The 26,008-nt window shown below is 72.7% G+C and carries 18 protein-coding genes; 14 read left to right on the top strand and 4 right to left on the bottom strand.

Going from position 1 to position 26,008, the window contains the following annotated elements; all coding sequences use genetic code 11:
• The 8 genes from ACFV6D_RS22460 to ACFV6D_RS22425 all read left to right on the top strand — a co-directional run.
• A partial coding sequence (locus ACFV6D_RS22460) for an amino acid adenylation domain-containing protein (protein WP_380560929.1) occupies positions 1-3,471 on the top strand: 3,471 nt, incomplete at its 5' end.
• Positions 3,468-6,614 (top strand): amino acid adenylation domain-containing protein, encoded by a 3,147-nt coding sequence (locus ACFV6D_RS22455; RefSeq protein ID WP_380560928.1) that lies wholly within the window; start codon positions 3,468-3,470, stop codon positions 6,612-6,614. The genes ACFV6D_RS22460 and ACFV6D_RS22455, both read left to right, overlap by 4 nt.
• 112 nt (positions 6,615-6,726) lie before the next feature.
• Positions 6,727-7,107, top strand: a complete 381-nt coding sequence (locus ACFV6D_RS22450; protein ID WP_063352271.1) for a nuclear transport factor 2 family protein — start codon at positions 6,727-6,729, stop codon at positions 7,105-7,107.
• Between the two features lie 4 nt (positions 7,108-7,111).
• Complete coding sequence (locus ACFV6D_RS22445) at positions 7,112-9,241, top strand: amino acid adenylation domain-containing protein (RefSeq protein WP_380560927.1); 2,130 nt, start codon at positions 7,112-7,114, stop codon at positions 9,239-9,241.
• Positions 9,238-10,473 (top strand): cytochrome P450, encoded by a 1,236-nt coding sequence (locus tag ACFV6D_RS22440; protein WP_380340092.1) that lies wholly within the window; start codon positions 9,238-9,240, stop codon positions 10,471-10,473. The genes ACFV6D_RS22445 and ACFV6D_RS22440 overlap by 4 nt, the downstream gene beginning before the upstream one ends.
• Before the next feature lie 66 nt (positions 10,474-10,539).
• Positions 10,540-11,298: a thioesterase II family protein gene (locus ACFV6D_RS22435; protein WP_380560926.1), complete on the top strand. Its 759-nt coding sequence runs from the start codon at positions 10,540-10,542 to the stop codon at positions 11,296-11,298.
• Between the two features lie 419 nt (positions 11,299-11,717).
• Entirely contained in the window at positions 11,718-12,986 is a 1,269-nt protein-coding gene (locus tag ACFV6D_RS22430) for a glycoside hydrolase family 3 protein (protein ID WP_380560925.1), read from the top strand.
• A complete protein-coding gene (locus ACFV6D_RS22425; protein ID WP_380560924.1) occupies positions 12,983-14,632 on the top strand; it encodes a ricin-type beta-trefoil lectin domain protein in 1,650 nt (549 codons plus the stop codon). Before ACFV6D_RS22430 ends, ACFV6D_RS22425 begins: the two co-directional genes overlap by 4 nt.
• A 58-nt stretch (positions 14,633-14,690) precedes the next feature.
• Here ACFV6D_RS22425 and ACFV6D_RS22420 read toward each other — a convergent pair whose 3' ends face one another.
• From ACFV6D_RS22420 to ACFV6D_RS22410, 3 genes are all read right to left on the bottom strand, one after another.
• On the bottom strand, positions 14,691-15,485 hold the full coding sequence (locus ACFV6D_RS22420) for an SGNH/GDSL hydrolase family protein (RefSeq protein ID WP_380560923.1): 795 nt from the start codon (positions 15,483-15,485) through the stop codon (positions 14,691-14,693).
• A gap of 74 nt (positions 15,486-15,559) precedes the next feature.
• Complete coding sequence (locus ACFV6D_RS22415) at positions 15,560-16,750, bottom strand: alpha/beta hydrolase (protein ID WP_380560922.1); 1,191 nt, start codon at positions 16,748-16,750, stop codon at positions 15,560-15,562.
• Positions 16,747-17,499, bottom strand: coding sequence for a DUF2993 domain-containing protein (locus tag ACFV6D_RS22410; protein WP_380368527.1), 753 nt, complete (start codon positions 17,497-17,499; stop codon positions 16,747-16,749). The genes ACFV6D_RS22415 and ACFV6D_RS22410 overlap by 4 nt, the downstream gene beginning before the upstream one ends.
• Positions 17,500-17,930: 431 nt before the next feature.
• Here ACFV6D_RS22410 and ACFV6D_RS22405 point away from each other — a divergent pair, with 431 nt between their 5' ends.
• The 6 genes from ACFV6D_RS22405 (at position 17,931) to ACFV6D_RS22380 (ending at position 23,878) form a co-directional block, all read left to right on the top strand.
• Entirely contained in the window at positions 17,931-18,617 is a 687-nt protein-coding gene (locus ACFV6D_RS22405; protein WP_380368524.1) for a response regulator transcription factor, read from the top strand.
• Positions 18,614-19,987, top strand: coding sequence for a histidine kinase dimerization/phospho-acceptor domain-containing protein (locus ACFV6D_RS22400; RefSeq protein ID WP_380423541.1), 1,374 nt, complete (start codon positions 18,614-18,616; stop codon positions 19,985-19,987). The genes ACFV6D_RS22405 and ACFV6D_RS22400 overlap by 4 nt, the downstream gene beginning before the upstream one ends.
• A gap of 250 nt (positions 19,988-20,237) precedes the next feature.
• The gene (locus tag ACFV6D_RS22395) at positions 20,238-20,885 is read left to right on the top strand and encodes a hypothetical protein (protein ID WP_380560921.1); all 648 of its coding nucleotides are present in this window, start codon (positions 20,238-20,240) and stop codon (positions 20,883-20,885) included.
• On the top strand, positions 20,882-21,778 hold the full coding sequence (locus tag ACFV6D_RS22390; protein WP_380560920.1) for a DUF692 domain-containing protein: 897 nt from the start codon (positions 20,882-20,884) through the stop codon (positions 21,776-21,778). Before ACFV6D_RS22395 ends, ACFV6D_RS22390 begins: the two co-directional genes overlap by 4 nt.
• A 1-nt stretch (position 21,779) precedes the next feature.
• On the top strand, positions 21,780-22,562 hold the full coding sequence (locus ACFV6D_RS22385; protein WP_380560919.1) for a putative DNA-binding domain-containing protein: 783 nt from the start codon (positions 21,780-21,782) through the stop codon (positions 22,560-22,562).
• Entirely contained in the window at positions 22,559-23,878 is a 1,320-nt protein-coding gene (locus tag ACFV6D_RS22380) for a ferritin-like protein (RefSeq protein ID WP_380560918.1), read from the top strand. Before ACFV6D_RS22385 ends, ACFV6D_RS22380 begins: the two co-directional genes overlap by 4 nt.
• Before the next feature lie 56 nt (positions 23,879-23,934).
• On the opposite strand, the gene ACFV6D_RS22375 is transcribed toward ACFV6D_RS22380, so the two are convergent.
• Positions 23,935-25,122 carry a hypothetical protein gene (locus tag ACFV6D_RS22375; RefSeq protein ID WP_380560917.1) on the bottom strand — a complete coding sequence of 396 codons (1,188 nt, stop codon included), beginning with the start codon at positions 25,120-25,122 and terminating at the stop codon, positions 23,935-23,937.
• Positions 25,123-26,008: the final 886 nt, after the last annotated feature.

Below are 26,008 nucleotides of genomic sequence, written 5' to 3'. Positions count from 1 at the left end.
GCCGGCGAACGCCGCCAACGCCAACTCCACTACTGGGGCGCGGGGTGGTGCGGGCTTACGCGGCACCCCCAGCCCACCCACCGCCCCCGCGGAGGGGTCCGCGCGGGCCGGGGCGAGCGGATCACCTTCACGGTGCCCGAGGAACTGGCCGGCCGGTTGCGGCTGCTGGGCCGGCGGCACGGCGCGACGATGTTCATGACGCTGCTCGCCGCGTTCCAGGCCCTGCTCGCCCGCTACAGCGGGCAGTCCGACGTGGCGGTCGGCACACCCGTCGCGGGCCGGACGCGTCCGGAACTCGACCCGCTGGTGGGCTCGTTCATCAACACCGTGGTCGTCCGCACCGACCTCGCGGACGACCCGAGCTTCGCCGAACTGCTCGACCGGGTCCGCCGGACCGCCGTGGACGCCTACGCACACCAGGACCTGCCGTTCGAACGGCTGGTGCAGGAGCTGCGGCCGGCCCGAGGCCTCGACCGAAACCCGCTGTTCCAGGTGATGTTCGCCGGCCTGTCCGACCCGGCCGCCGCCCTCCGGCTGGTGGGGACGGAGGTCGAACAGATCGAGGTCGACAACGGCACGGCCAAGGTCGACCTCAGCCTGGTGATAGCCGACCGGTCGGCTATCACCACCGGGACCGTGGCCTTCGACACCGACCTGTTCGACCGCGCGAGCGTGGAACGCCTGGTCGGCCACTACCTGCGGCTGCTGGACGCCGCGGCCGGCGACCCCGACCGTCCCGTCTCACGCCTGGACCTGCTCACCGAGGCCGAGCGCGAAGCGCTGCTGGTGGCCGCCAACGCCACCGACGAACCCTTCCCCGCGGACCTCTGCGTTCACGAACTGGTCGAGGAGCAGGCCCGGCGGACCCCCGACGCGGTGGCGGTCCGCTGCGGCGCCCAGCGACTGACCTACCGGGAACTCGACTGCCGGGCCAACCAGTTGGCGCGGCACCTGCGAGCCCGGGGAGCGCGGCCGGAACGCCTGGTCGGCGTCTGCCTGCCGCGCTCGGCGGACCTGGTCGTGGCCCTGCTGGCCGTCCTCAAGTCTGGCGCCGCCTACCTGCCACTGGACCCGGACCTCCCGGCACAGCGCATGTCGTTCATGCTCGCCGACGCCGAAGTGCCGCTGCTGCTCACCCAGCGCTCCCTGGCCGACCGGCTGCCGCAGCACGGCGCCGCGACGGTGTGGACGGACGACGAGGCCGGGCTCATCGCGGCCCTGCCCGAGGACCGGCTGCCACCGCTCGCGACGCCCGCCAACCTGGCGTACTCGATCTACACCTCCGGTTCGACCGGCCGCCCCAAGGCCGTGCTGGTCCCGCACGAGGGCGTGGTCAACTACCTGGTGGTCCGCGGCCGACAGCTGGACCTCGGCGGGGACGATGTCGTCGCCTCGGTGGCCTCGATCTCCTTCGACGTCATCGTCCCCCAGGTGCTCATGCCCCTGGCCTGGGGCGCGAGCGTGGTGATCGCCCCGTCGGAGGTCGCGGTGGACGGCCCGCGCCTGACGGAGATGATGCGCGAGTTCGGCGTCACCACGCTCATGGCCACACCGGCCACCTGGCTCCTGCTGCTGGACGGCGGCTGGCAGGGCGGCCGGTTCCAGGCGATCTGCGTGGGCGAACCGCTCCAGCCCGCCCTGGCCCGGCGGCTCCTCGACCGGGTCTCCACGCTGTGGAACGGCTACGGTCCCACCGAGGCGTCCGTCGGCTGTGTCACCCGGCGCGTGGACGCCGACCGGGACCTGGCCCGGCCGGGAGGGTCCGTGCCGATCGGCCGGCCGCTGGGCAACCTCCGGATCTACCTGCTGGACCCGGCGGGCGCCCCGGTGCCCGTCGGCGTACCGGGTGAGATCCACATCGGCGGGGCCGGCGTCACCCGCGGGTACGCCAACCGGCCGGGGCTGACCGCCGAGCGCTTCGTGCCCGATCCGTTCGGTGCCGACGGCGGCCGGCTGTACCGGACCGGCGACCTGGCGCGGTACCTGCCGGACGGCAGCCTGGTCTTCCTCGGCCGCACCGACGAACAGGTGAAGATCCGGGGGTACCGCATCGAGCTGGGTGAGATCGAGGCCGCGCTGTGCGCGCAGCCCGGTGTCGCCAGGGCCACGGTGACGGTGCGGGGCACCGGGACGGACGCCGAACTGGCCGGCTACCTGGTGTGGCAGGACGGGCCCGGTGACCTGGCGGTCCTGCGGCGCTCCCTGCGCGAGACCCTGCCCGAGTTCATGGTGCCCACGACGCTGACCGCACTCGACCGGATCCCGTTGACCACGAACGGCAAGGTGGACCGCGGGGCCCTGCCCGAGCCCGCCCGCCACGGCCACGACGCGGGTGCGCTGCCGCCGCGGGACCTGCTGGAACTCCTGATGACCAGGATCTGGGAGCGCGTGCTGGGCACCCCGCGGGTCGGCGTCCGGGACGACTTCTTCGCGCTGGGCGGGCATTCGCTCAGGGCGGTCGAGCTCGTGGAGGCGATCCGGCGGGAGTGGGGGGTCGCCGTGCCGCTGAACACGGTGTTCCGCCATCCCACCGTCGAGGGTCTGTGCGCGGAACTGCCCAACGCCTCGCAGGCCCTGCGCCGGCTCGTGGTCCCGCTGGCCGAAGGAGACCACCGCAGGGCGCCGCTGATCCTGGTGCACCCGCAGAGCGGCGACGTGTGTTCCTTCCTCCACCTGGCCGAGCACCTGGCCGAGCACCTCGCCGAGGGCCTCGCCGAACCGCTCGCCGGCGGCCGGCCCGTCTACGGCCTGGAGGCCGTCGGCTACAACACCGACGAGCCGCCACTGGCCACCGTCGAGGAGCAGGCGCAGCGCTACCTGCGGGAGCTGCGGTCCGTCCTGCCCGACGGCCCGTACCTGCTGGCCGGCTGGTCCTTCGGCGGGCTGGTCGCCTTCGAGATGGCCCGCCTGCTGGAGGAGGAGGGGAACCCCCCGGGATTCCTCGGGATCATCGACGTCGGAGCGCCCGCGTTCACCGACGCGTCCACCAGCGGAGCCACCGAGTCCGACCACGGGCCCACCGGCGGGCCCGACGGCCATGACGCGCACGGGACGGCCCGGTTCGCGCTCGCCGCCGGGCTGCCCACCGGAGCCGTCGGAGCCATCGGAGACCTCGACGAGCAGGACGCCCTGTCCCTGCTGCTCCACGACGCGCACGCCGGCGAGCGCCTCCCCCTACGCGTGCGCACCGAGCAACTGCGGCGCATGGTAAGGGTCTTCACCACCAACGGCGACGCCGCCCGACGCTACCGCTCAACCGCACGGCTGCGGACACCGATCCACCTGTTCACGAGCGCCGAGGAGCACCCCGTGCTCGCCGCCCCGGTCGTGGTCCCCGCCCGGTGGCGCGACCGCACCCTGGGGGCGTTGAGCGTGGTCGAGGTGCCCGGCAACCACCACGACATGCTGTCGCCGCCCCACGCCGCACCCTTCGCCGACGCGCTGTCGGCCATCCTGGAGGAGCTCGGATGAGCGACGGACACGAGCTGCCGTTGTCGTCGGCGCAGTCCGGCATCTGGTTCGCCCACCACCTGCGCCCCGGCAGTCCCGCCTACAACACCGGCGAGTACGTGGACATCCCCGGGCCGATCGACCCGGAGCTGTTCGAGACGGCCGTGCGGCGCGTGGTGGACGAGACCGAGTCCCTGCGCGTTCGCCTCACCGACGGTGCCGAGGGCCCCCGGCAGGTCGTCACCCCGGCGCCCGACTGGTCGATGGACCACGTCGACCTCACCTCGGCACCGGATCCGCTGGGGGCGGCCGAGCGCTGGATGCGCGCCGACCTGTCCACACCGCTCGGGCTCACCCGGGACCGGCTGTTCTGCCAGGCCCTGTTCGCCGTCGCGCCGGACCGCTTCCTCTGGTACCAGCGCGTCCACCACATCGTGGTCGACGGCTTCAGCATGTCGCTCATCGCGCGCCGCGTCGCCAAGACCTACACCAGGCTGGCCGAGGGCAGGGGAGGGGCAGGACCGGCGTTCGGGCCGCTGAGCCTCCTGCTGGCGCACGACGCCGCCTACCACGCGTCGGAACAGCCCGAACAGGACCGGGAGTTCTGGGCGGACCGGCTGGCCGGCCGACCGGATCCCGTCAGCCTCGCCAGCCGCTCGGCGGCCGCCTCGGACGGCTTCCTGCGCCGTACCAGCGCCCTCGACGCGCCCACCGTGGCAGCGCTGCGGCGGGCCGCACGACCCGCCGGGGCGAGCTGGCCCAGCGCCTTCACCGCAACGGTCGCCGCGTACCTCCACCGCCTCAGCGGCGAACGGGACATTGTGCTCAGCATGCCGGTGACCGGGCGCACCGGCTCCTCCGGGCCGGCCGTCCCCGGCATGGTGGCGAACGTGGTGCCGCTGCGGCTGCGCGTGCACCCGGAACAGGGCCTGTCCGCACTCGCGCGACAGGTGGCCGAGGAGGTCGCCGCCCTGCGCGGCCATCAGCGCCACCGCAGCGAGGACCTGCGCAGGGAGCTGGATCCGGCCAGGTCGGAGCGGGTCCTGTTCGGGCCCCTCGTCAACATCATGTCCTTCTACTACCACCTGGACTTCGCGGGCGTCCGGGCCACCGTGCACAACCTGTCCAACGGGCCGGTCGAGGACATCTCGTTCTCCGTCTACGACCGCTCCGACGGCACCGAGCCCCGGCTCGACGTCGACGCGAACCCCGCGCTCTACTCCGAGGCCGAACTCACCGCCCACCAGCAGCGTTTCCTCCGGTTCCTGGGCGCGGTGGCCGCCGACCCGGACCGGCCGATCGGCCGGCCCGACCTCCTCACCCCCGAGGAACGGCAGCGGATGATCGTGGCCGTCAACCGCACCACGCAGCCGCTGCCGCACCCGACGGTGCCGCTGGCCTTCGCGGCCGAGGTCGCGCGCACGCCCGACGCGACAGCCGTGGTGTGCGGCGAAACCACCCTGTCCTACGCGGAGTTGAACGACCGGGCCAACCGGCTGGCCCACCGGCTCATCGCCCTGGGCGTCCGCTGCGACAGCACGGTGGCCGTGCTCATGGAACGCTCCGTCGACGTGGTGGTGTCGGTCCTGGCGGTCAGCAAGGCCGGCGGCGCCTACGTGCCGTTGGACACCCGGGCCCCGACGGCCCGCCTGCGCCGCGTCCTGGAGGACACCGGTGCGGCGGTGCTGCTCACCCACCGGGCCACCCGGGACGACGCGCCGTCCCACGGCACACCGGTCGTGGTCGTCGACGCCGACCCCGGCCTCGCCGACGAGCCGGCCACCGACCCCGTCGTGCCGCTGCGCCCGGACCACCTGGCGTGCGTCCTGTACACCTCCGGGTCCACGGGCACGCCGAAGGGCGTGGCCCTGACCCACCGCAACGTCATCAGCCTGACCGCGCAACGCTATTGGCGCGAAGAGGACGGCCCGCGGGTCCTCGCACACTCCCCGCACGCCTTCGACGCCTCGACCTACGAGTGGTGGGTGCCGCTGCTCAACGGGGGCCGGGTCGTCGTGGCCCCGCCCGGTGAGTTGGCGCTCTCGGACCTCCACCGGCTCATCGTCGATCACCGGGTCGGTGCGCTGTGGCTGACGGCCGGGCTGTTCCGGGTGTTCGCCGAGGAGTCGCCCGGCACGCTGGCCGGGGTCGGCCAGGTGTGGACCGGCGGTGACATCGTGCCGGCCGATGCCGTCCGGCGCGTCCTGGCGCGGTGCCCGGACTCCGTGGTGGTCGCCGGGTACGGCCCGACCGAGGCCACCACGTTCACCACGCGCAGGGTGCTGCGCCCCGGCGAGCCCGTGCCCGACGTCGTCCCGCTCGGTCGACCGGTGGACAACAGGCGGGTGTACGTCCTGGACGAGGCGCTGTCGCCGGTGCCGCCGGGGGTGGCCGGCGTGCTGTACGTCGCCGGTGCGGGCGTGGCGCGCGGATACCTGAACGACCCCCGCCGCACGGCCGGCCAGTTCCTGCCGTGCCCGTTCGGCGACCCGGGCGAGCGGATGTACCGCACGGGCGACGTGGTCCGCTGGAACGCCGAGGGGGAACTCGAGTTCCTCGGCCGCGCGGACGAGCAGGTCAAGCTCCACGGCTTCCGCATCGAGCTGGGCGAGATCGAGGCGGTGCTGGCCGGGCACCCCGACGTCGCCCAGGCGACCGTGGTCGCCGGCCCGGGTACCTCGCCCGGCAGGCGTCTGATCGGCTACGTCGTCCCGGCCGGGGACTCGGGGCTCGACCCGGCGGCAGTGCGGGAGCACGCCTGCGCGGCGCTGCCGGACTACATGGTGCCCTCGGCGATCGTCACGCTCGACGCCTTCCCCCTGACGCCCAGGGGCAAGATCGACCGGGCCGCGCTGCCCGTCCCGGAGCTCGCACCGGCACCGTCCGGGCCCGGGCCGCGAACCCCGGCGGAGCAGACGATGTGCGCGCTGTTCGCCGAGGTGCTCGGCCGGCCCGCGGTGGGCGTCGACGACGGCTTCTTCGCGCTGGGCGGCAACTCCCTGCTCGCGACCCGGCTGGTCAACCGGGTGCGGGTGAGGTTCGGCCGTGAACTCACCCTCGGCGCCCTGTTCCAGGCACCCACGCCGGCGCGCCTGGTCGAGGCGCTCAAGGACGCCCCGGACGCCGCGGCCGCACCGGCCCTCTCACCACGTACACGACTCTGACAGCGATCAAGCGGTCAGCGATCACAGGAAGCACCTCGGCATGGTCCACACCCTCTCCCATCCCGACGAAACGCCGGCACCACCGGCAATACCCGCGACACCGGAGACCCCGATGGCCCCGGAAACCCTGACGGCCCCGGCGCTGGGAGTGTCCCAGGTCCGCCGGTACTACCAGCTCGTCGACGCCGGGGACGTGCCCGCGCTGGTCGCCCTGTTCACCCCGGACGCCCGCTACCACCGCCCCGGCTACCAACCCATGGTCGGGCACGCCGAACTGGAACGCTTCTACCGCGACCAGCGGGTGATCCGCGCCGGCGTGCACACCCTGGCCACCGTGGTCACGACCGACGACGAGGTGGCCGTGCACGGCCTGTTCCGCGGCGTGCTGCACGACGGCGGTGAGGTCGAGCTGCGGTTCGCGGACTTCTTCCGGATGACGCCGCAGGGCCGCATCGCCGCGCGCGACACCTTCTTCCACGTGCCGGCGGTCTGAGGCGGTGGACGCACCCGGTGACACCGCGCACCACGTGCTGCGCGTCGGCCACCGCGTCAGCCACCGCGACGGTTACCGCGACGGCGATGGCCACGGCGACGGCCCACGCGGTCGCGCGTTCAACCCCGACGGGGACACTTCAGTACAGGAAAGCGGGAAGCAGTTGACCAAGACGGTCCTCACCTCCGACATCCCGGCGTTCGTCGGCAGCGGACGGCCACCGTTCGACGCACGGGCCATCCACGAGCTGGTCGCCGAACAGGCGGAGCGGGCCCCGCACGCGCCCGCCGTCACCTGCGACGGGCGGACCCTGACCTACCGGCAGCTCAACGACCGCGCCAACCGGCTCGCCGGGCGGCTGCGAGCGGCCGGACTGGCGCAGGAGGACGTCGTGGGCGTGCTGGTGCCGCGATCGCCTGAGCTGATCGTGGCCCTGCTCGCCGTCCTCATCGCGGGCGGGGCGTACCTCGGACTCGAACCGGACGACCCGGCCGGCCGCCACGCGCTGCTGCTCAAGGACGCCGGCGCGGGCATGGTGATCGTCGGAGAGGCCCTGGGGGAGCAGCTGCCCGACACCGTCGTCACGGTGACGGTCACGGTGACGGAAGGCGGCCCGGCGCAGGAGCCGGCCACCGGGCCGGCGGCTGCGGCCCGCCCCGGCGACCCGGACCGGCTCGCCTACGTCAGCTACACCTCGGGCTCCACCGGCGAGCCCAAGGGCGTCGGCGTGCCCCACCGGGCGATCGACCGGCTCGTCCGGGGCGCGGACTGGGTGGACGTCCGCGCCGAGGACGTCTTCTTCCACCTCGCGCCGGTCGCGTTCGACGCGTCCACGTTCGAGATCTGGGCCCCCCTCGTCAACGGCTGCCGGCTGGTCCTCTTCCCCCCGGTCGCCCTCACGCTGGAGCACGTGGCGCGCGTCGTCCGTGCCGAGCGTGTGACGGTGCTGCTGCTGACCACCGGGCTCTTCCACCAGATGGTGAGCTCCCACCTGGAGGCGTTCGCCGACGTGCGGCACGTCCTCACCGGGGGCGACGTGGCCTCGCCGGGCCACGTCCAGCACCTGCTGGCCCGCTACCCGGAGCTGCTCTTCACCAACGGCTACGGGCCGACCGAGAACACCACGTACACGACCTGCTGGACCAGCAGCACCCTCCCGGAGCTGCGCAGCGTGCCGATCGGCCGCCCGATCAGCGGCACCAGGGTCGCCGTGCTCGACGGCGACCTCAGGCCGGTGCCCGCCGGCGAGTGCGGCGAACTGTACGTGGCCGGGGCGGGCCTGGCCCGCGGCTACCTGGGCCGCCCGGCCGCAACCGCCGAACGGTTCCTGCCCGACCCGTTCGGGACCGAGCCGGGGGCCCGGATGTACCGGACCGGCGACCTCGTGCGATGGCTGCCCGACGGCACGCTGGAGTTCGTCGGTCGCGCGGACGACCAGGTCAAGGTCCAGGGCTACCGCGCCGAACCGCGCGCCGTCGAGGTCGAGCTGGAACGGCTCGCCGAGGTGCGGCACGCGGTCGTGCTGCCGCAGGCCGACCCGGCGGGCGGCACCCGGCTGCTGGCCTACGTCGTGCCCGCGCAGCCCGATCCGGCGGGCAACGCCGACCTCGGCCGGCGGCTGCGCCACGAACTGCGGGACAGGCTGCCGGGCTACCTGATCCCCTGGGCGATCCTCGTCCGCCCCGAACTGCCGGTGAACCGCAACGGCAAGATCGACCGCCGCGCCCTGCCCACCGCCACCCGGGTACCGCGCAACGTGGCCAACGAGTACGTCCCGCCCGTCACCGAGGTGCAGATACGGCTGACCGAGTTGTGGGGCGACATCCTCGGCATCGAACCGGTCGGCGTCGACGACGACTTCTTCGACCTCGGCGGGCACTCCCTGCTGGCCACCGACCTCCTGGTCGCCACCCAGCGCGAGTTCGACGTGGACCTCCCCGCGCAGATCCTGTACCTGTCGCCGACCGTCGCCGAGCTGGCGACGGCCCTCACCGCCCGGATGCGGACGGCGGGCCCGGACGGCCTTGCGGAGAGCCCGGACAGCCCGGCGGCGCGCCCGGACGGCCCGACGGCGGTCCCGGACGGCCCGGCGGCGGTCCCGGCCGACGGTGCACGGCAGGAGCAGGCCCGATGACGGCGGTTCCCCCGACCCCGCGATGCCCGGTCCTCGCCCCGCAGCCGGTCGACCTGATCGACCCCGACCTCTACCACTCGGGCGGGGCGCACGAGGTGTGGCGACGGCTGCGCCGCCACGCCCCGGTGAGCTGGCAGCCGGTCGGCGACATCGGCTACTGGTCGGTCGTCGGCTACGCCGAGGCCAACCGGGTGCTCCGCGACCACGACACGTTCACCTCCGAACAGGGCACCCTGCTCAACCTCCTCGGCCAGGGCGACCCCGCCGGCGGCCGGCAGATGGCCGTCACCGACCCGCCCCGGCACGCGCACCTGCGCGGCCCGCTGCAGCAGGCGCTGTCGATCAAGACGGTGGAGAACGACCGGGAGGCCATCCGCCGGGTCATCGTCGAGCTGCTCCGGCCGTTGGCCGACGGCGGCCCGTTCGACTTCGCCGCCGCCATGGCGACCCTGCCGATGGCGGTGATCGGCACCATGATGGCGCTGCCGGAACAGGACTGGCCGCGACTGGTCCGGCTCGCCCACGCCTGCATCGCCGCGGACGACCCCGAGTTCCAGCTCGCCGCCGGACCGCAGGCCACCCTCGTGACCGCCCACCGCGAACTGTTCGCCTACTTCCAGGACGTCGTCACCGCGCGTCGCCGCGCACCGGGTGACGACCTGATCAGCGTGCTGCTCACGATGGAACTGGACGGACGCCGGCTGTCGCCGGGCGAGATCGTGTCCAACTGCTACAGCCTGCTGCTCGGTGCGACCGTCACCACCGCCCAGCCACCGATCGCGGCGATGGTCGAACTGGCCGGGACGCCGGTCCTGGACGACTGGGCGGCACACCCGGAGCTGCTCGGCAGCGGCGTGGAGGAGGCACTGCGATGGGCCTCGCCCACCCAGCACTTCATGCGCCACGCCACCCGCGACGTCGAGGTCCGGGGCGTGCCGATCCCCGCGGGGGACGCGGTCGTCGTGTGGCTGGGGTCGGCCAACCGCGACGAGACCGTGTTCGCCGACCCGGACACCTTCGACATCCGGCGGCGACCCAACAAGCACATCGCGTTCGGCGTCGGCGCGCACTACTGCATCGGACACACCGTCGCCCGGGTGGCCCTGCGGATCCTGTTCGCCGAACTGCTCGGCCGGTTCACCGGCTTCGAACTCGCCGGGACGCCGCGACGCATGCGCTCGAACATCATCGCGGGCTTCACACACCTGCCGATCACCGCGCAGACCCGCTAGCAGCCGGCACCAGCACCCCGCAGCCGCACCCGAGAAGAAGCCCCCACCCCACCCGGAAGGTCATCAGTGAACGCTCCGCCGGCCCGTACCCGCAACAAGTGGTTCCTGCGCGAGCCGTCGCCGGTGGCACCGGCACGGCTGTTCTGCCTGCCCTACTCCGGCTGCGGAGCGAGCATGTACCGCCAGTGGCCGTCATCGGTCAACGGCGTCGAGGTCTGCCCCGTGCAGCTGCCCGGCCGGGAGAACCGGATGCGCGAGCCCGCCCACACCACCTACGAGGCGCTGGCCGACGACCTCTGCGAGGCGCTGCGCCCCTACCTGGACCGTCCCTACGCGCTGTTCGGGCACTGCGGCTCCGCGTTGGCGGCGTACGAGACCGCCGTACGGCTGGTCGAAAGGGGCTGCCCCGCCCCGACCCGGGTGTTCGTCTCCGCGGAGGTCGCGCCGCAGGACGGCCCCTACGGCCGCTTCCTCGGCATGAACGACGACGAGCTGGCCGGCGAACTGCGCCAGCTCGTCGCGGAACTGGGCGGCACCCTGGAACCGAGCCTGCTCGCTCTCTACCTCGGCGTCCTGCGGAAGGACGTCGACATGAACAAGCGCTACCACGTGGCCGAGCCGGTCCGGCTGCCGTCCCCGATCACCGCCATCGGCTGGACGGAGGACACGGGCATCGAGCCGTCGCTGATGACCGGCTGGTCGGCCTGCGGCGAAACGACCTTCGAACTCCTGGAGGGAGGCCACTACCGCTTCATCGAGGCGCCGACGGACCTCCTGGCGCTCCTGGTCGCGGACCTGACGCCCACCCGGCCCGGCACCCCCTGACACCTGCACCTTCTGACCCCTGACCCCTCTGACACCTGCGCCCGGACGAGCCGGCCGGCAGCACCGATCCGCCGCTTCGGGCGCTGCCACGGCCAGGCGCAGGAGGGGAGCGCGCAGGGCCTGGCGGGGGGGAACTTCACTGATCGCACCTCAACTCATTTCCGCATAACGCCCGCATCGCGGGGCTCGGGCAGGCTAGGGTCGGCGCGTTGACAGCGGATGGACGATGCGTCAACGGCGACGGGGCCGACGCCGCCTGCGCCCCGCCTGCGCCCCTCGGTGACTGTCTGCGCCCCTTGGTGCCTCCGACGCGCCCTTGCGCGCCACCTGCCGGTAAGTGTTAGTGCGCCGTAAATTTGACTTGCCGTCATATTTCCCGGCCCTCCCGGCTCGGCCCGCCTTCGTCGAAAGGTGCTGCCATGCGGCGTATCTCCTCGTGGACGCGAGTACTCCGTTTCGGGCTCAGCGGCTGCCTCCTGGCGGCCGCCTCCGGCTCCGGCATGTGCCCAGCGGTCGCCGGACCGGGCGGTCCGCAGCCGCACGGCGGGCGGTCTCAGGACGGGTGGTCGCAAGGTGGGCCGTCGCAGGGTGGGCCGTCGCCGGAGCAGAGGGTCGAAGCGCTCCTCGGCCAGCTGACCACCGACGAGAAGGCGACGCTGCTACAGGGGATCGCCGCACCGAACGGGGTGTACGCGGTCGGCTACGTCCGGGGCGTGCCACGGCTGGGCATCCCGCCGCTGCTGCTGTCCGACGGCCCGGCCGGCGTACGGGACGGGCAACCGGCGACGGCGCTGCCGGCGCCGGTGTCGCTGGCCGCCGCCTTCGACCCGGGGCTCGCCACCACCTACGGCGCGGTGCTGGGCCGCGAGGCCCGGGCGCGCGGCTACCAGGTGCTGTACGCGCCGATGGTGAACCTCGTACGGGTGCCGCAGGGCGGGCGGAACTTCGAGACGCTGGGCGAGGACCCGTTCCTCGCCGGGCGGGTCGCGGCGGCGGAGGTCCGCGGCATCCAGGCGCAGGGGGTCGCGGCGCAGGTGAAGCACTTCGCGGCGAACAACCAGGAGAACAACCGGCAGTCGTACAGCTCCGAGGTGGACGAGCGGACGCTGGCCGAGATCGAGCTGCCCGCCTTCCAGGCGGCCGTCCGGGACGGCCGGGCCTGGTCGGCGATGTGCGGCTACAACCCGGTCAACAGCATCTGGGCGTGCGAGAACTTCCCGCTGCTGCGGGACGTGCTGAAGGGCCGCTGGGGGTTCGACGGGGCGGTCGGCTCCGACTACCCGGCCACCCACTCCTCGGTGAACGCCGCGGCGGGCGGGCTGGACCAGGAGTTCGGCGGTACGTCGTACTTCGCCGACCTGACGGCCGCCGTGGCCGACGGGCGGCTCGCCCCGGCCGTCCTGGACGACCAGGTGCGGCGGGTGCTGCGGCTCATGGTCCGGACCGGAGCGCTGGACGGCGGCCCCCCCCCCCCCCCCCCCCCCCCCCCCCCCGCCCCCGCCCCCCCCGCGGCGGGCCCCCCCCGCGCCCGGGGGGGGGGCCGGGGGGGCGCCCCCCGGGGGGGGGTGCGGGCCCGCGCGCCCCCCCCGACGTTGCGCGGGGGGGGGGGGCGGCGCGGGGCCCCCCCCACGCCTACACCGGCGGCTACGGCTCCTCGCACGTCGCCCCCTACCCCGAGCAGGTCGTGACGCCGCGCCAGGGCATCGCCGCCCGGGCCGGTGCGGGCGTCTCGGTGCGCTACCACCCGGGCGACGACGCGGCCGCGGCCGCCTCGGTGGCCGCCGGGGCGGACGTCGCGGTGGTGGTGGTCGGCGACGAGGAGACCGAGGGCGCGGACCGGGGCTCGCTGGACCTCGCCCCGGCGGACGACGCGCTGATCCGCGCCGTCGCCCGCGCCAACCCGCGGACGGTGGTGGTGCTCAACACCGGCGGGCCGGTCACCATGCCGTGGCTGGACGCGGTGCCGGCGGTGGTCGAGGCCTGGTACCCGGGCGAGCAGAGCGGCACCGCGCTCGCCGACGTGCTGTTCGGCGACGTCGATCCGGCGGGGCGGCTGCCCGTCACCTTCCCGACCTCGGCGGCGGCCACGCCGATCCGGGACGCCTCCCAGTACCCCGGCACGGACGGCGCCTACCACTACACCGAGCAGCTCGCGGTCGGGTACCGCTGGTACGACGCGACCGCCACCGCCCCGCTGTTCCCCTTCGGCCACGGCCTCTCGTACACCACCTTCGGCTACAGCAACCTCACCGTGACCGGCCCGGACGCCGCCGGCCGGGTGCGGGTCGGCTTCGACCTCGCCAACCAGGGCGCCCGGACCGGCACCGAGGTGCCGCAGCTGTACGTCTCCTTCCCGTCCGCGGCCGGCGAGCCGCCGCAGCAGCTCAAGGCCTTCGACAAGGTCACGCTGGCGCCCGGCCGATCGACGCACGTGGAACTGCCGCTGGACCGCTCCTCCTTCGCGCTCTGGGATCCCGGCGTGCACGGCTGGCAGGTGCCCGGCGGGCGGTACGGCCTGACGGTCGGCTCCTCCTCGCGCGCGCCGAAGCTGCAGGGCACGGTGGACGTCCCGGCCTCGCCGGCCGTCTCCACCTGGTCCGGGCGGATCACCGGCGCCGACGGGTCCTGTCTGGACGCGGGCGCCGCCGCCGCGGACGGCAACGAGGCGGTACGGCTGGCCGGCTGCGCGGGCACGGCGGCCCAGGACGCCACGGTCGGCTCGGACGGCACCGTCCGCGCCCTCGACGGCTGCCTGACCCCGGCGGGCCCGGACGACGGCGCCGCCGTCCGGCTGCGGGACTGCACCGCGGGCGCCGACCAGGTGTGGCGCCCGGGCCCGGACTCCTCGCTCCTCCACCCGGAGTCCGGCCGCTGCCTCGCGGCCGTCGACGGCCGGCTGCTGCTGCGGACCTGCTCGGGGGGCGCCGAGCAGAGCTGGGCCACCCCCCGCCCGAGCGGCCGGGTGACCGGCATCGCCGGGCAGTGCGTGGACCTCAACCGCGCGGACACGGCCAACGGCACCGCCGTTCAGCTCTACCGCTGCAACTCCACCGGCGCCCAGGACTGGACCGTCGGGCAGGACGGCTCCCTGCGGGCCCTCGGCAAATGCCTGGACGTCACCAACGGCTGGACCGCCGCCGGAACGCCCGCCCAGCTCTACGACTGCAACGGCACCGGCGCCCAGCGCTGGCAGCCACGCCCGGACGGCACGCTCCTCAACCCGGCCTCCGGCCGCTGCCTCGACGCCCGCGACGGCAGCGGCGCCGACTGGACCAGGCTGCAGATCTGGGACTGCCACGGCGGCCCCAACCAGCGCTGGACCCTCCCGTCCTGACACCTGCCGTCGGCGCAGGCGCCCGCCGCCGTCCGATGGCCGCGGCGGCGGGGCTGCGTCAGTCGTTTGCTTCCAGAGCCGGGAGGTAGGCGCCGGCCTGGCCGGCGGCGGTCGGGTGGAAGGACTGTCCGATCGGCCAGTTCAGGGCGTGCAGCCAGGGAGCGGGGTCGCAGAGCTGGTGGCCGGCGAACCGGCTGGTCACATCCGCGTAGGCGAAGTTCGGGTACTTGGCGGCCTCGCTCTGGATGACGCTGTTCAGGACGTCGGCGCCGTCGTTGAGGGCAGAACGCCTGGCCGGGCTGATCCCCGGGCAGAGGGGGGCGCCGGAGTCGTAGAAGCGGGGGTAGCCGAGGATCACCACGTGGGCGTTGGCGGCGCGGGAGCGGATGGCGCCGTAGACGGTGTCGAGTTCGCCGGGGAGTTGGGTGCGGGCGGTGTTCTCTGCGGAGGAGACGGCGCTGAGGCAGGCGGCGTCGCTGCCGAGCAAGCAGTAGGCCAGTACGTCGCGCAGGCCGACGTCGTTGCCGCCGATGGTCATGCTGACCAAGGTGGTGCCAGAAGTGAGCGGGGTGAGTTGGTTGTTCACGACGTCGGTGGTGGTGGCGCCGCCGCAGGCCTGGAAGTCGAAGGTGGCCGGTGAGGTGGACTGGGCGTAGAGGTACGGGTACGCGTTGGTGCTCTGGTTGCAGCTGTTGAGGTACGTGCTGGATGATCCGCCGCCCGCGGAGTAGGAGTCGCCGAGGGCCACGTAGTTGACGGTGGCGGCGTGGGCGGTGCCGGTGGTGGCGGCGAGTGCGGTGGTCGTCAGGGTGAGGAGCGCGGCCGCGAGGGCTGCGGGGCGGGTTCGGCTCATCGGTTGCCTCCTTGGTGGGACGGCTGGTGTGTCAGTGGGGCTGTTCGGCGTTGCGGCGCGGTGCCCGGACGCGGTCAGGAGTGCTGACCGAGGAAGTCGGCGAGCTCCTTGTCGTACTGGGCGGGGTCGGCGTTCCAGGAGCCGGTGTGGCCGGCCCCGGGGACGGTGACGAGTCGGACCTTGTCCGGCCAGTCGCGGGCGAATCGGGCGCTGCTGGCGTACGGGACGAGTGTGTCGGCGGTGCCGTGGAAGAGCAGCACGGGCTGTCCGGGGCCGCCGTTGCGCCGGTTCGCCGCCAGGGTGTCGACCTGGTCGAGGTCCACTCCGGCTTGGATCTGGATGAAGGGGGCCGTGAGGTCGGCGATGGGGAACGGGAATCCGAGGCCGGTGGCGATCGTGTCGATGGCCGCCCGGTAGTCGAGTGCGGGTGAGTCGAGGACGACTGAGCGGACCGCGCTGGTGTCCTGGGCGCGCTGCAGGTAGTTCTCGACGATTGCGCCGCCCATGGAGAACCCGTAGAGCACCACACCGGAGGCTCCGTGGGCGCGGGCGTAGCGGACGGCTGCGTCGAGGTCGCGCCATTCCGTGTTGCCGAGTTGTCGGTTGCCGTTGGAGTCGCGGGGTGCGCCGGGGTCGTTGCGGTAGGTGATGTCGAGGATCGGGTAGCCGAGGTCGTGCAGTTCGGGCATCGTCCGCAGGCCCGCGCTGCGGCCGGCGCCGAGCCCGTGGACCTGGATGACCCAGGTGCTGCGCGAGCCCGGGAGGTACCAGGCGGGCATCGGGCCCAGGTCGCCGGGGTAGCTGACGTCCTGGTGGTCCAGCCCCACCGCTCGGCGCGGGTCCGAGTTCCACACGGTGACGATGATCTTCGCCTTGGCGCCGACGGCGGGTGGGGTGGTGGCCTGGAGTTCGCGGGTGACGGTCTTGCTGTCCGAGGCGAGGATGCGGCCGAGTTCTCCCGAGCGCCGCTGCGCGGATCCGCTGTCCTGCCAGACCAGGCCGTAGGTGCCGGCGTAGCGGCTCTCGTCGGTGGCGGGAAGGGTCACCGTCGCGGTCCCCACGGCGATGACGCGGGTGTTCAGCGGGGTGTCGTCGGTGGGGTGCAGCAACTTGCCGGTCAGTAGCCACAGCGCGCCGGACGCCGCCGTGAGAGTGAGGACGAGCAGGCCCGTGACGGCGACGACGATGCGTCGGCGCAGGCGGGTACGGCGGCTGGACGGTGGTGTCGTGGGGTCGGTCATCGCCGGGGTCGGTTCTTGGTTCATGGCTGCTTCAGCGTGGTGGGGCCGGAGGCCAGGGTGAGGGCGAGTCCGGTCGGTGTGACGGTGAGTGAGACGGGCTTGAGGGACAGGGGGTAGTCGGCTTGTTGTTTCCGCGCGGTGAGCTTGGTGTTGATCTGGTCGAGCTGGGGACCGGTGATCGTTCGGCCGAGGAACTGCAGGCTGGTGGCGGTGATGGTGACCCGGTCGCCGGCCAGGGCGGGCTTCAGCGTCAACTGGCCCATGCCACCCGGGCCCAGGGCGAGCAGGAGGGTGCCGGTGGCGGGGTCGGTCCGGGTGCTGCTGACGGGAACGCCCTGGCCCGAGTCGCGGATCGTTTCCGCCAGGGAGTCGGCGGGGATCGTGACGGTGGCCCGGACGTCGGACGCCGTCGCGGGCTCGGCCAAGTGGAGGTCGTCGAGCGTGATGCGGACCGAGGCGCCCGTGAGTGGGCCGAGGTGGGCGTTGTCCGCGCCGAGCGTGACGTGATCCAGGTGCCGGTCGAGGACCGTGAGCAGCGCCGGGCCGGCGCCGGTGTCGACCGTCACGCGGGTGGCGAGCGCCTTTCCCATGCGGTCGGCGATCCGGCTCTCCAGGACGTGCCGGGTGACGGCCTCGCCGCCCCCGGCGAGGGCCAGCACGACGGCCACGGGCAGGACGACGGCGCGGGTGATCCGGCCTCGCCGGGTGGTCGGGCGGCGGAGGCGGCCCAGCCGCGTGGTGGCGGTTCGGGCCGGCTCGGGACGGGTGGTCATCATTGTCCTGCTGTCGTTGTCGGGGCGTCGGAGGGGGCGGGCGGCCCGGTGCGGTCCCGGCGGCGTCCTGTGGTCGGCCGTTGTCCTGGGGACGGGGCGCGACCGGTGTGCGTGAGCAGCACGACGACCGCGACGATCAGGAGGGCCGCAACACAGACGCCGAGCAGCGCGAGGGATCTGGAGCCCGTGAGCACGACTGCTCTCCCTTGTCCTGACCCCGCGGGTCGGCGAGGTCGGAAGCATCCTGTCGCCGTTGTGCAAGGCGAAGGTTCGGCCTGTGTTCGGGCCGTGTAAGGATCGCCGTCGGTCCGCCGGACGGTGACGGTCCGCGGGTTAGCATCGGTGCAGTTCGAAGCCGTGGCACGCGCGACTGGCCAAGCAGCCGCGAGATGGGTGCCGCGGCGCAGGGAGACTGCGGTGACACCGGACAGATGACACAGAGCAAGGGCCTTGTACTGGTGGTGGAGGACGAGCGCCACATCGCCGACCTCCAGCGCCTGTACCTCACCCGCGAGGGCTTCGGCGTCCATACCGAGGCCGACGGCACCGCCGGGTTGGCTGCCGTGGCACGGCTGCGGCCGGTGGCGATCGTTCTCGACATCGGGCTGCCCGGGCTGGACGGCACGGACTTCTGCCGCCGGCTGCGCGCCGCCGACGACTGGACGCCCGTCATCCTGGTCACCGCCCGGGACGAGGAGGCCGACCGGATCCTCGGCCTGGAGATCGGCGCCGACGACTACCTCACCAAACCGTTCTCGCCCCGCGAGCTGGTCGCCCGCGTCAAGGCTGTGCTGCGCCGCACCGCCGGCCCACCGGTCTCGGCCGTCCTGGGCACCAGCCGACTGCGCCTGGACCCCGGCCGCCGCACGGTGCTCTGCGACGGTGAACCGCTGGAGCTGACCACCACCGAGTTCAACCTGCTCGCCCACCTGCTGGCCCGGCCCGGTCAGGTCTTCAGCCGCGAGCAGCTCCGCGCCCAGGTCTGGGGGCAGGCCGACTACGGTGACAGCCGGGTCGTCGACGTCTACGTCTCGCAGCTGCGCGCCAAGCTCGGCGACGCCAGCCCGATCCGCACCGTGCGGGGGATCGGCTACAGCGCCCAGGAGCCGGACCGGTGAGGCGCCTGCGCGCGGGCTCACTCACCGGCAGCCTGGTCCTGCTCGCCACCGTGGTGGCAGCCACCGCCGTGCTACTGGCGGGGGTCGCGGCCTGGCAGACCGCCTTCTCCAACGCCGAGTCCCAGTACCGGGAGCGCCTGTCCCGGCAGGCCACCGTGCTCAGCCTCGCTCCCAACCTGTCCGTGCTGCTCCTCGACCAGACCCAGCGGCTGACCGGGGCCACCGGCGTCCTGGTCGCCGTCGTCGCTCCCGACGGACACGTGGACGGCCCCGCGGCGAAGGCCGTCGCCCCGGCCGACCGGGACGCGCTGCTCGCCGGACGGACGCTCTCCGCCACGGCCTCGCTCGGCGACCAGCGCGTACTCGTCCAGGGACACCCGGCAAGCAACGGCGGCGCTGTCGTGCTGACCCAGCCGTTCACCGAGGTCGATGCGGCGGCCAGCCGGATGCGCGGCAGCCTGACGCTCCCCCTGGTCGCGGGCCTGGTCGGAGCCGCCCTCGCCGGAGCCCTGCTGGCCCGCCGCATCGCCCGCCCCCTGGTCGCGGCGGCCGGTGTCGCCCACCGACTCGCCGCAGGTGAACGCGGCCTGCGCTGCGAGGCCGACGGCCCCACCGAGGCCCGTGACGTCGCCCAGGCCCTGAACGCACTGGGCGCCGCCCTCGAACGCAGCGAACAGCGCCAGCGCGACTTCCTGACCTCGATCTCCCACGAGATCCGTACCCCCCTCACCGCACTCCAGGGCTACGCCGAGGCCCTCACCGACGGGGTCGTCGAACCCGGGCAGCAGGCCCAGGTCGGCCAGATCCTCCTGACCGAGACCAAACGCCTGGACCGCTTCGTCTCCGACCTGCTCGAACTCGCACGCCTGGACGCCGACGACTTCCCCATCACCCGCGAACCCACCGACCTCACCGCCCTCGTCCGTGAGACCGCGCAAGCCTGGGACCAGAGGGTCCGACAGAGCGAACTCCACCTGCGGGTGGAAACGGCCGGGGAACCCGTGATCACGGTCACCGACGGATTCCGGGTCCGCCAGCTGCTCGACGGCCTGATCGGCAACGCCGTGCGGATCTCGCCGCCCGGCGCCCCCGTGGTGCTGGCCCTGCGCCGAACGGACAGCGGCGACACCGAGCTACAGGTCCGCGACGGCGGCCCCGGCCTGACCGACGAAGACATCCGGGTTGCCTTCGAACCCGGCGCCCTGCACTCCCGCTATGCGGGCACCCGCCCCGGCGGCACCGGCCTCGGCCTGGCCATCACCCGTCGCCTCACCGACCGGCTCGGCGCCACCATCACCGTCCACGGCCACGGCCCCGAGGGCGGCGCCTGCTTCACCGTCGCCCTCGGCACCATCCCGCTCGATGCGTAGCCGCCCGCGCAGCACCCCGGACCAGAGCCGCGTCCGAACCGCCTGCCCCGAGCAGCGCCCGGGGCTCGCTTCGAAGGAATAATTCGCACACTACTCATATGGCGCTATCCGGCCCGCCTCCGACTGTGATGACCTTGGCGACTGTGGCGCGAGTCACATCGTGCGACATCGCGCCACATCACATCGCGTCACATCGCGGCGGAATCGCACCGCGGTGGGTGCCCGACCCAAGGCGATCGAGGAGGTACTCGTGAGTGGCAGGGAGAACGGTGGCAGGGGGGCCGAAGGTGACGGCTTCCGGGATCTGGGCCCCGAGGAGCTGGCGGAGATCGAGCGTGTGATCCTCGGCGGCGACGACGGGATCGCGCTGCGGCACGCCGCGCACGAGGCCGGCGGGCCGCGCGTGTCCGCGGCCGATCTGCAGAAGGCCCTTGAGCTCCACGTGTGCATGGGCCTGAACGCCTGCCGGAACCACGACATCGACGAGAAGGCGCCGATGGCGGGCATGGGAGCCTGTGCCACCGTCCTGCACGTGTGCCACGGCGCCAACGAGTGCCGCGGGCAGGGCGGGTGCGGCTACACCGGCCCCGACGCGGAACTCGCCAAGCCGGGCGACCAGGCCTGTCGGCAGAACGGCAGCTGCGCGAGCCCGATCAACGTCAGCCGGGTGTTCGCGGGCGGCCCGCTGAAGGGCAAGAGCGTCTGGAAGCTCGCCCGCCAGCTGTTCGAGGCCCGGATGTACGCCGCCGGCCTCCCGTTCGGTCCGTCCCCGGGCGAGGGCTACCCGGACGACCTGGTCCCGCCGTACGAAGTGAACGAGGCCGAGCGGAGGAAGAAGAGGCTCGACCGGAGCAAGCCGCAGGTGCTCCCGCTGCCGTCGGACGAGGCGAACGCGTGACGCAGCGTCACCACGGCGAGCGGGCCGACCGGGTGTCCCGCTTCGACCTGCCGAACCTGGGGTTCGGTGTCGGCCTGCGCAGCCCGCACCACCGGTACGTACTGGACCACCTCGGCGATGAGCTGGGCGCCGAGTGGCTGGAGATCATCTCCGAGAACCACCTCGACTCCCACGGCCACCCGCGTCACGTACTGGACCGGGTCGCCGAGCGGCACTCCCTGGTCATGCACGGGGTGTCGCTGTCGATCGGCAGCGTGGAGCCCCTGGACTTCGACTACCTGAGGAGGCTCCGGCAGCTGGCCGACGCGGTGGGCGCCGCCTGGGTGTCGGACCACGTGTGCTTCACCGGGGTCGCCGGGCTCAACACCCACGACCTGCTGCCGGTCCCCTTCACCGAGGCCGCGCTGACCCATCTGGTGCGACGGGTCAGGACCGTGCAGGACTTCCTGGAACGCCCGTTGGTGCTGGAGAACCCCAGCACGTACGTGGGCTTCACCGCATCGACCATGCCGGAGGAGGAGTTCGTCGCACGTCTGGCGACCGAGGCCGACTGCGGGCTCCTGCTGGACGTCAACAACGTCTACGTGTCGGCCGTCAACCACGACACCGATCCGCGCGCATACCTCGGAGCACTCCCGCACGACCGGGTCGTGCAGATCCATCTGGCCGGTCACACCGACGCGGGCACACATCTGATCGACACCCATGACGGACCGGTCGCACCGGCCGTGTGGGAGCTGTACGACGCGGCGATCGCGCTGACCGGGCCCGTGTCCACCCTGCTGGAGTGGGACGACCGCCTGCCGCCCTTCCCCGAACTGGTCGCGGAACTCGACAAGGCGCGCCGGCGGGCCCTCGAACCGCCGAACGCCCGTGTCACGGCGGGAGTCTGACATGTCGACGGTCGAAGGAGCGCCGGCGCACCTGGCCGAACTCCAGCACTGGCTGCAGGCCGCCGTCCTCCACGCCACCGGCCCGGACCAGGCGGGCGGCGCGGCCACCGCCCAGGTGCTCACACCGTCCGGCCGGCTCACCGCCGGCGAGCGGCTGGACATCTACCGCCGCGGTTACCGGCTGCGCCTGCTGGCCTGCCTGCGCTCCTGCTTCCCCGCGTTGCGCCGACTCCTGGGGCCGGAGGCCTTCGACGCGCTCGCCACCGAGTACCTGAGCACCTGCCCGCCCCGCAGCTGGACCCTGGAGCACTTCGCCGACGGCTTCGCGTCACACCTCGCGACCACCAGGCCCGACCTCGACCTGCCGGGCCGCGACGCCGACCCCTGGGTCCAGCTGATCGTCGAACTCGCAGGATACGAACGGGCTTTCGCCGAGGTGTACGACGCCGAGCCGGCCCGCGCGTGCCGCGTGCTGGCCTGTCGCCACCCCGTGCACCGCTACGCGGCCGCGGTGGCCCGCGGCGAGGACCCGCAGCCGCCGGCCGCACGCCCCGTACTCCTGGCGCTGCGCCGCCGGGACCACGGCGTCCACGTCACGGAGCTGACCGAGGACGTCCGGCGCACGCTGCTCGCCTCCTCGAACACCGAGCACCCCGACACCGAGCACCCCGACACCGAGCACCCCGACACCGAGCACCCCGACCGCCCCGACCGGGCCGGTCCGCCATCCGCACCGCCCTCACCGCGCCCCGAGCGCCCGGAACCGAACGGAGCCGAGGTATGACGACCGACGCCACCAAGCCCGCCACCCGCCGCCTGCCCGACATCCCCTTCGCCGTCACCCCGATCGGCACGATCAAGGCCGATCGACCGATCGAGGACATCGACACCTTGCTCGACCACCTGTACCAGGCGGCCCAGGTCGAGCTGTCAACCGTCCCGATGTACCTGTACGCGGCCTACTCCATCGGGACCAAGGGCCACAGCCAGTGGGACCCGGGAATCTCCGCCCAGCGCACGATCATCAGCATCGCGATCGAGGAGATGCTGCACCTGTGCCTGGTGCGCAACCTGATCATCGCGCTCGGCGGAGCGGACCGGATCGTCTTCTACGACCCGGACTTCATCACCAGGTACCCGAGCCTGATGCTCCATCGGACTCCGCCGCTGACCCTCCACCTGGAGCCGTGCAGCAAGGATCTGATGAACCGGGTGTTCCTGCCGCTGGAACTGCCCGCCGAGAAGGGGGCGAAGCCGCAACCGGGCGAGTACAACACGCTCGGCCAGTTCTACAAGGCGATCGAAGTCGGCCTCAAGCACCTGACCGAGGCCGACCCGGACGACGTGTGGAAGTACGCGAAGGCGAACGCCTCCTGGCAGTACGAGAGCGCGTACTGGAACCACGACGGCGGCGGCGAACCCGTGGTCATCACCGACCTCCACACCGCCGAGACCGCTCTGAAGATGGTGGTCGAGCAGGGCGAGGGCGTGGACCCGAAGAAGGCCACCGTCCCGATCGACCCGGTCAACCCGCGCCCCGGCCTCGACGAGCTCTCGCACTACGCGAAGTTCAAGAGGATCGAACAGGGCATCGAGGTCACCGGGCAGGTCCGCAACGTCCCCAGCGATCCCCGGGCGAAGGGCTTCTCCGGACCGGCCGCAGGCCTGGCCGTCCTCTTCAACGCCGCCTACTGCTACACCCTGGCCATGCTCGACAAGCTCTACGACGTCCAGTCGAACTTCAACCCGAACCAGCGGAACACCCGCTACCACCTGGAGCGCACCTTCATCGCCTCGATGAGTGGTGTGCTCTACCCCATCGCCGAACTCCTCATGACGACCCCGGGCAGCGACGACCCCGCCTGGGACGGGACCTGTGCCGCTCCCACCTTCGAGTACTACGACTTCGCCGCCGAGCAGAAGGCCAAGGGACACCGGACCATGAAGGAGCACCTGCTCTGGCTCTGCGAGACCGCCGTCGTCGACTTCCCCGAACTCGGCGGTGACAACAGCGTCCACTGGCTCCTGAAGAACCTGCCCAGCGTGGATGACATCCCCTCGGATCCCCCCGCCAGCCGCCCGCGCCCGATGCCCAACTGACGGACCGCGACCGGCGCCCCGGCACGCCCGCTTCGCGACTCGGTGACGTGAGCCGCTCAGCGCAGGCCGGCCACGACGTCCCTGACACGGGACAGTGCTTCCGGCTCCTCGTGGAGAGTGCGTGTGACGAGGGATACCCCTTGGGCCATTGCCTGGGGTGTGCTCCTGCCGTTGAGGGCCATCAGGACCTTGAGCCTGAGGTCGAGGAACTCCTGTGCGCGGCGGCGGCAACCGGAGATCACGTCGTCCAGGCCGCCCTGGAGGTCGAACTCCCGGGCGAGGTGTTCCAGTCGACGCAGGACGGCCGTCTTGTGTTCCCAGAGGAGGTGGAACTGCCGGTAGTCGATGAGGTGGTCTCCTGCCTCGACGGCCTTCAGGTGGCGTATGAACCTGTCGTGGACCTCGAACCCCGACGAGACGGTGAAGTCGGGCGGTTGGGCCTCGGGTTTCGGTGGGGACCACCACCAGTACTCGGTACCGGCGCGGAAGATGTCCAGCTCGGGTGCCTCCAGGTAGCTCGACAGCTCGGTCCACAGCCGCCCGGGATCGAACGCCGGGCGCGTCCGCACACGCTGGAGGAGCTGGACGGGGTAGCGGATCGCGGCGAAGTCGGAGTTCGGTGCCGTCAGGGACAGCGCTCGTTCGAAGGCTTCCTCGAAAGCCCGGTAGCCGAACTCCAGGGTCTGGAACCGCTGGCTTCCGGGCCGTCCGATCGCACCGCCGAAGCCGACGACGCGGAGCTGCTCCGACCGGTCGTCGTAGCCGTGGACGAGAAGCTCATGGACGAAGGGACGCGGCTCCCCCCGCAGGAAGGAGTCGTCCACGAAGACGATGACGTGCCGGCCGGAGTCGATACAGCTTCGGAGGAACGCAACGATGCGGCCGATGCGCCCGGCGGCCGCGCGATCCAGTGTCCGGGTGTGCAGGACTTCCCGACAGGTCAGTGAGCTGTGGAAGTCCAGGTGTGGCGCCTTCTGCTGGGAGTCGGAACCCATGGCATAGAGCTGGATGTACTGCGAGTAGAACCATGGCCTCATGGCCTCGTCCGCGAGGATCACGCAGAGCGGTAACGCGCCGGCCAGATAGGTGTTGTGATCACTTTGGAGGACGGTCGGGAGTTCGTTCTTTCCTGGCACTGTCGTTGTCACCACCGGATCCGGGACGAAGAACCACTCGGTACCTGCTGTTAGGGCGTGTCTGCCCGTGCGCCGTTCCGGGTCGGGCGGTGGACGGCGCACGGGCATGGCGAAGGACCCCTCGCCGTTCGTCCGCTCGGCCCTGGGGCCGTCATGCCCCGGCCCGGGCCGTCGCGGTGGCGTCCGCCAGCCGGGTAGCGGCTTCGGCCGGTGGGGGACGGCCGTTGCCGGGATGCCTGAGCTGGCGGTTCAGTCGGTCAGGGGGCACCTCCTGCTGGATGCGCTCGGAAGAGCGAGATAAATGGTCCATACCAAAATGGTCCATACCAATGGGAACTTAAACGCTTTAGCAGGCTAGCCATCACAAGTTCATTCGCGCAACGGGAAGTTGGCGGTGTCTTCGTGGCGCGTCCGGCGTCCAGGGTGTGCGGGCGGCTGCGGGCACCTCGGCGAGGGGCCGGCCGGCATCCCGGCGACCATCGTCTGAGCTGCTGATCTTCGGTGGACCGAGATCCGGGCCGGCGGACGGCGGGGCGGCTTGCCACGGGTTTCGGCCCGGGCGATTCCGGAGGAGGAAGGCGGATCCGGGCCTCGGACCGGCACTTCGGGGAAGGTGTGTGAAGCTCGTAGCCCTGGTTGAAAAGGTGGTTGACATATCCTCGACCACTGTCCTTGTATGGGGCGGGCACAGACCGATGACGCAGGAGCTCCGGCATCCACGAGGGATCCGCCGGAGCCGCATGGGCGGGCCGACGCAGATAGCTCCAGGGGGGGCTGCGTCGAGCATTCGGTCGTTTCGAATCGATGACATGCCTTCTCCGCGGTCGGCGGGAAGGCGAGCCGAGGCCGTGCGATATCAGGCCTGGATCGATGCCATACCGTCCGCGGACCCGGGGGGGGGGGCCCCCGCCCCCCCCCCGGGGGGGGGGGGGTTGAAGGGGGGGGGGGTGGGGGGGACATAGCAACACCGCGGCGCGCGGGGCCGCCCCCCCGC

The organism is Kitasatospora sp. NPDC059812 (assembly GCF_042732075.1).
In the GTDB taxonomy this organism is placed as follows: Bacteria; Actinomycetota; Actinomycetes; order Streptomycetales; family Streptomycetaceae; genus Kitasatospora.
Note: the sequence above shows the minus strand (reverse complement) of the source record. Positions and strands in the feature narration are given on the sequence as shown.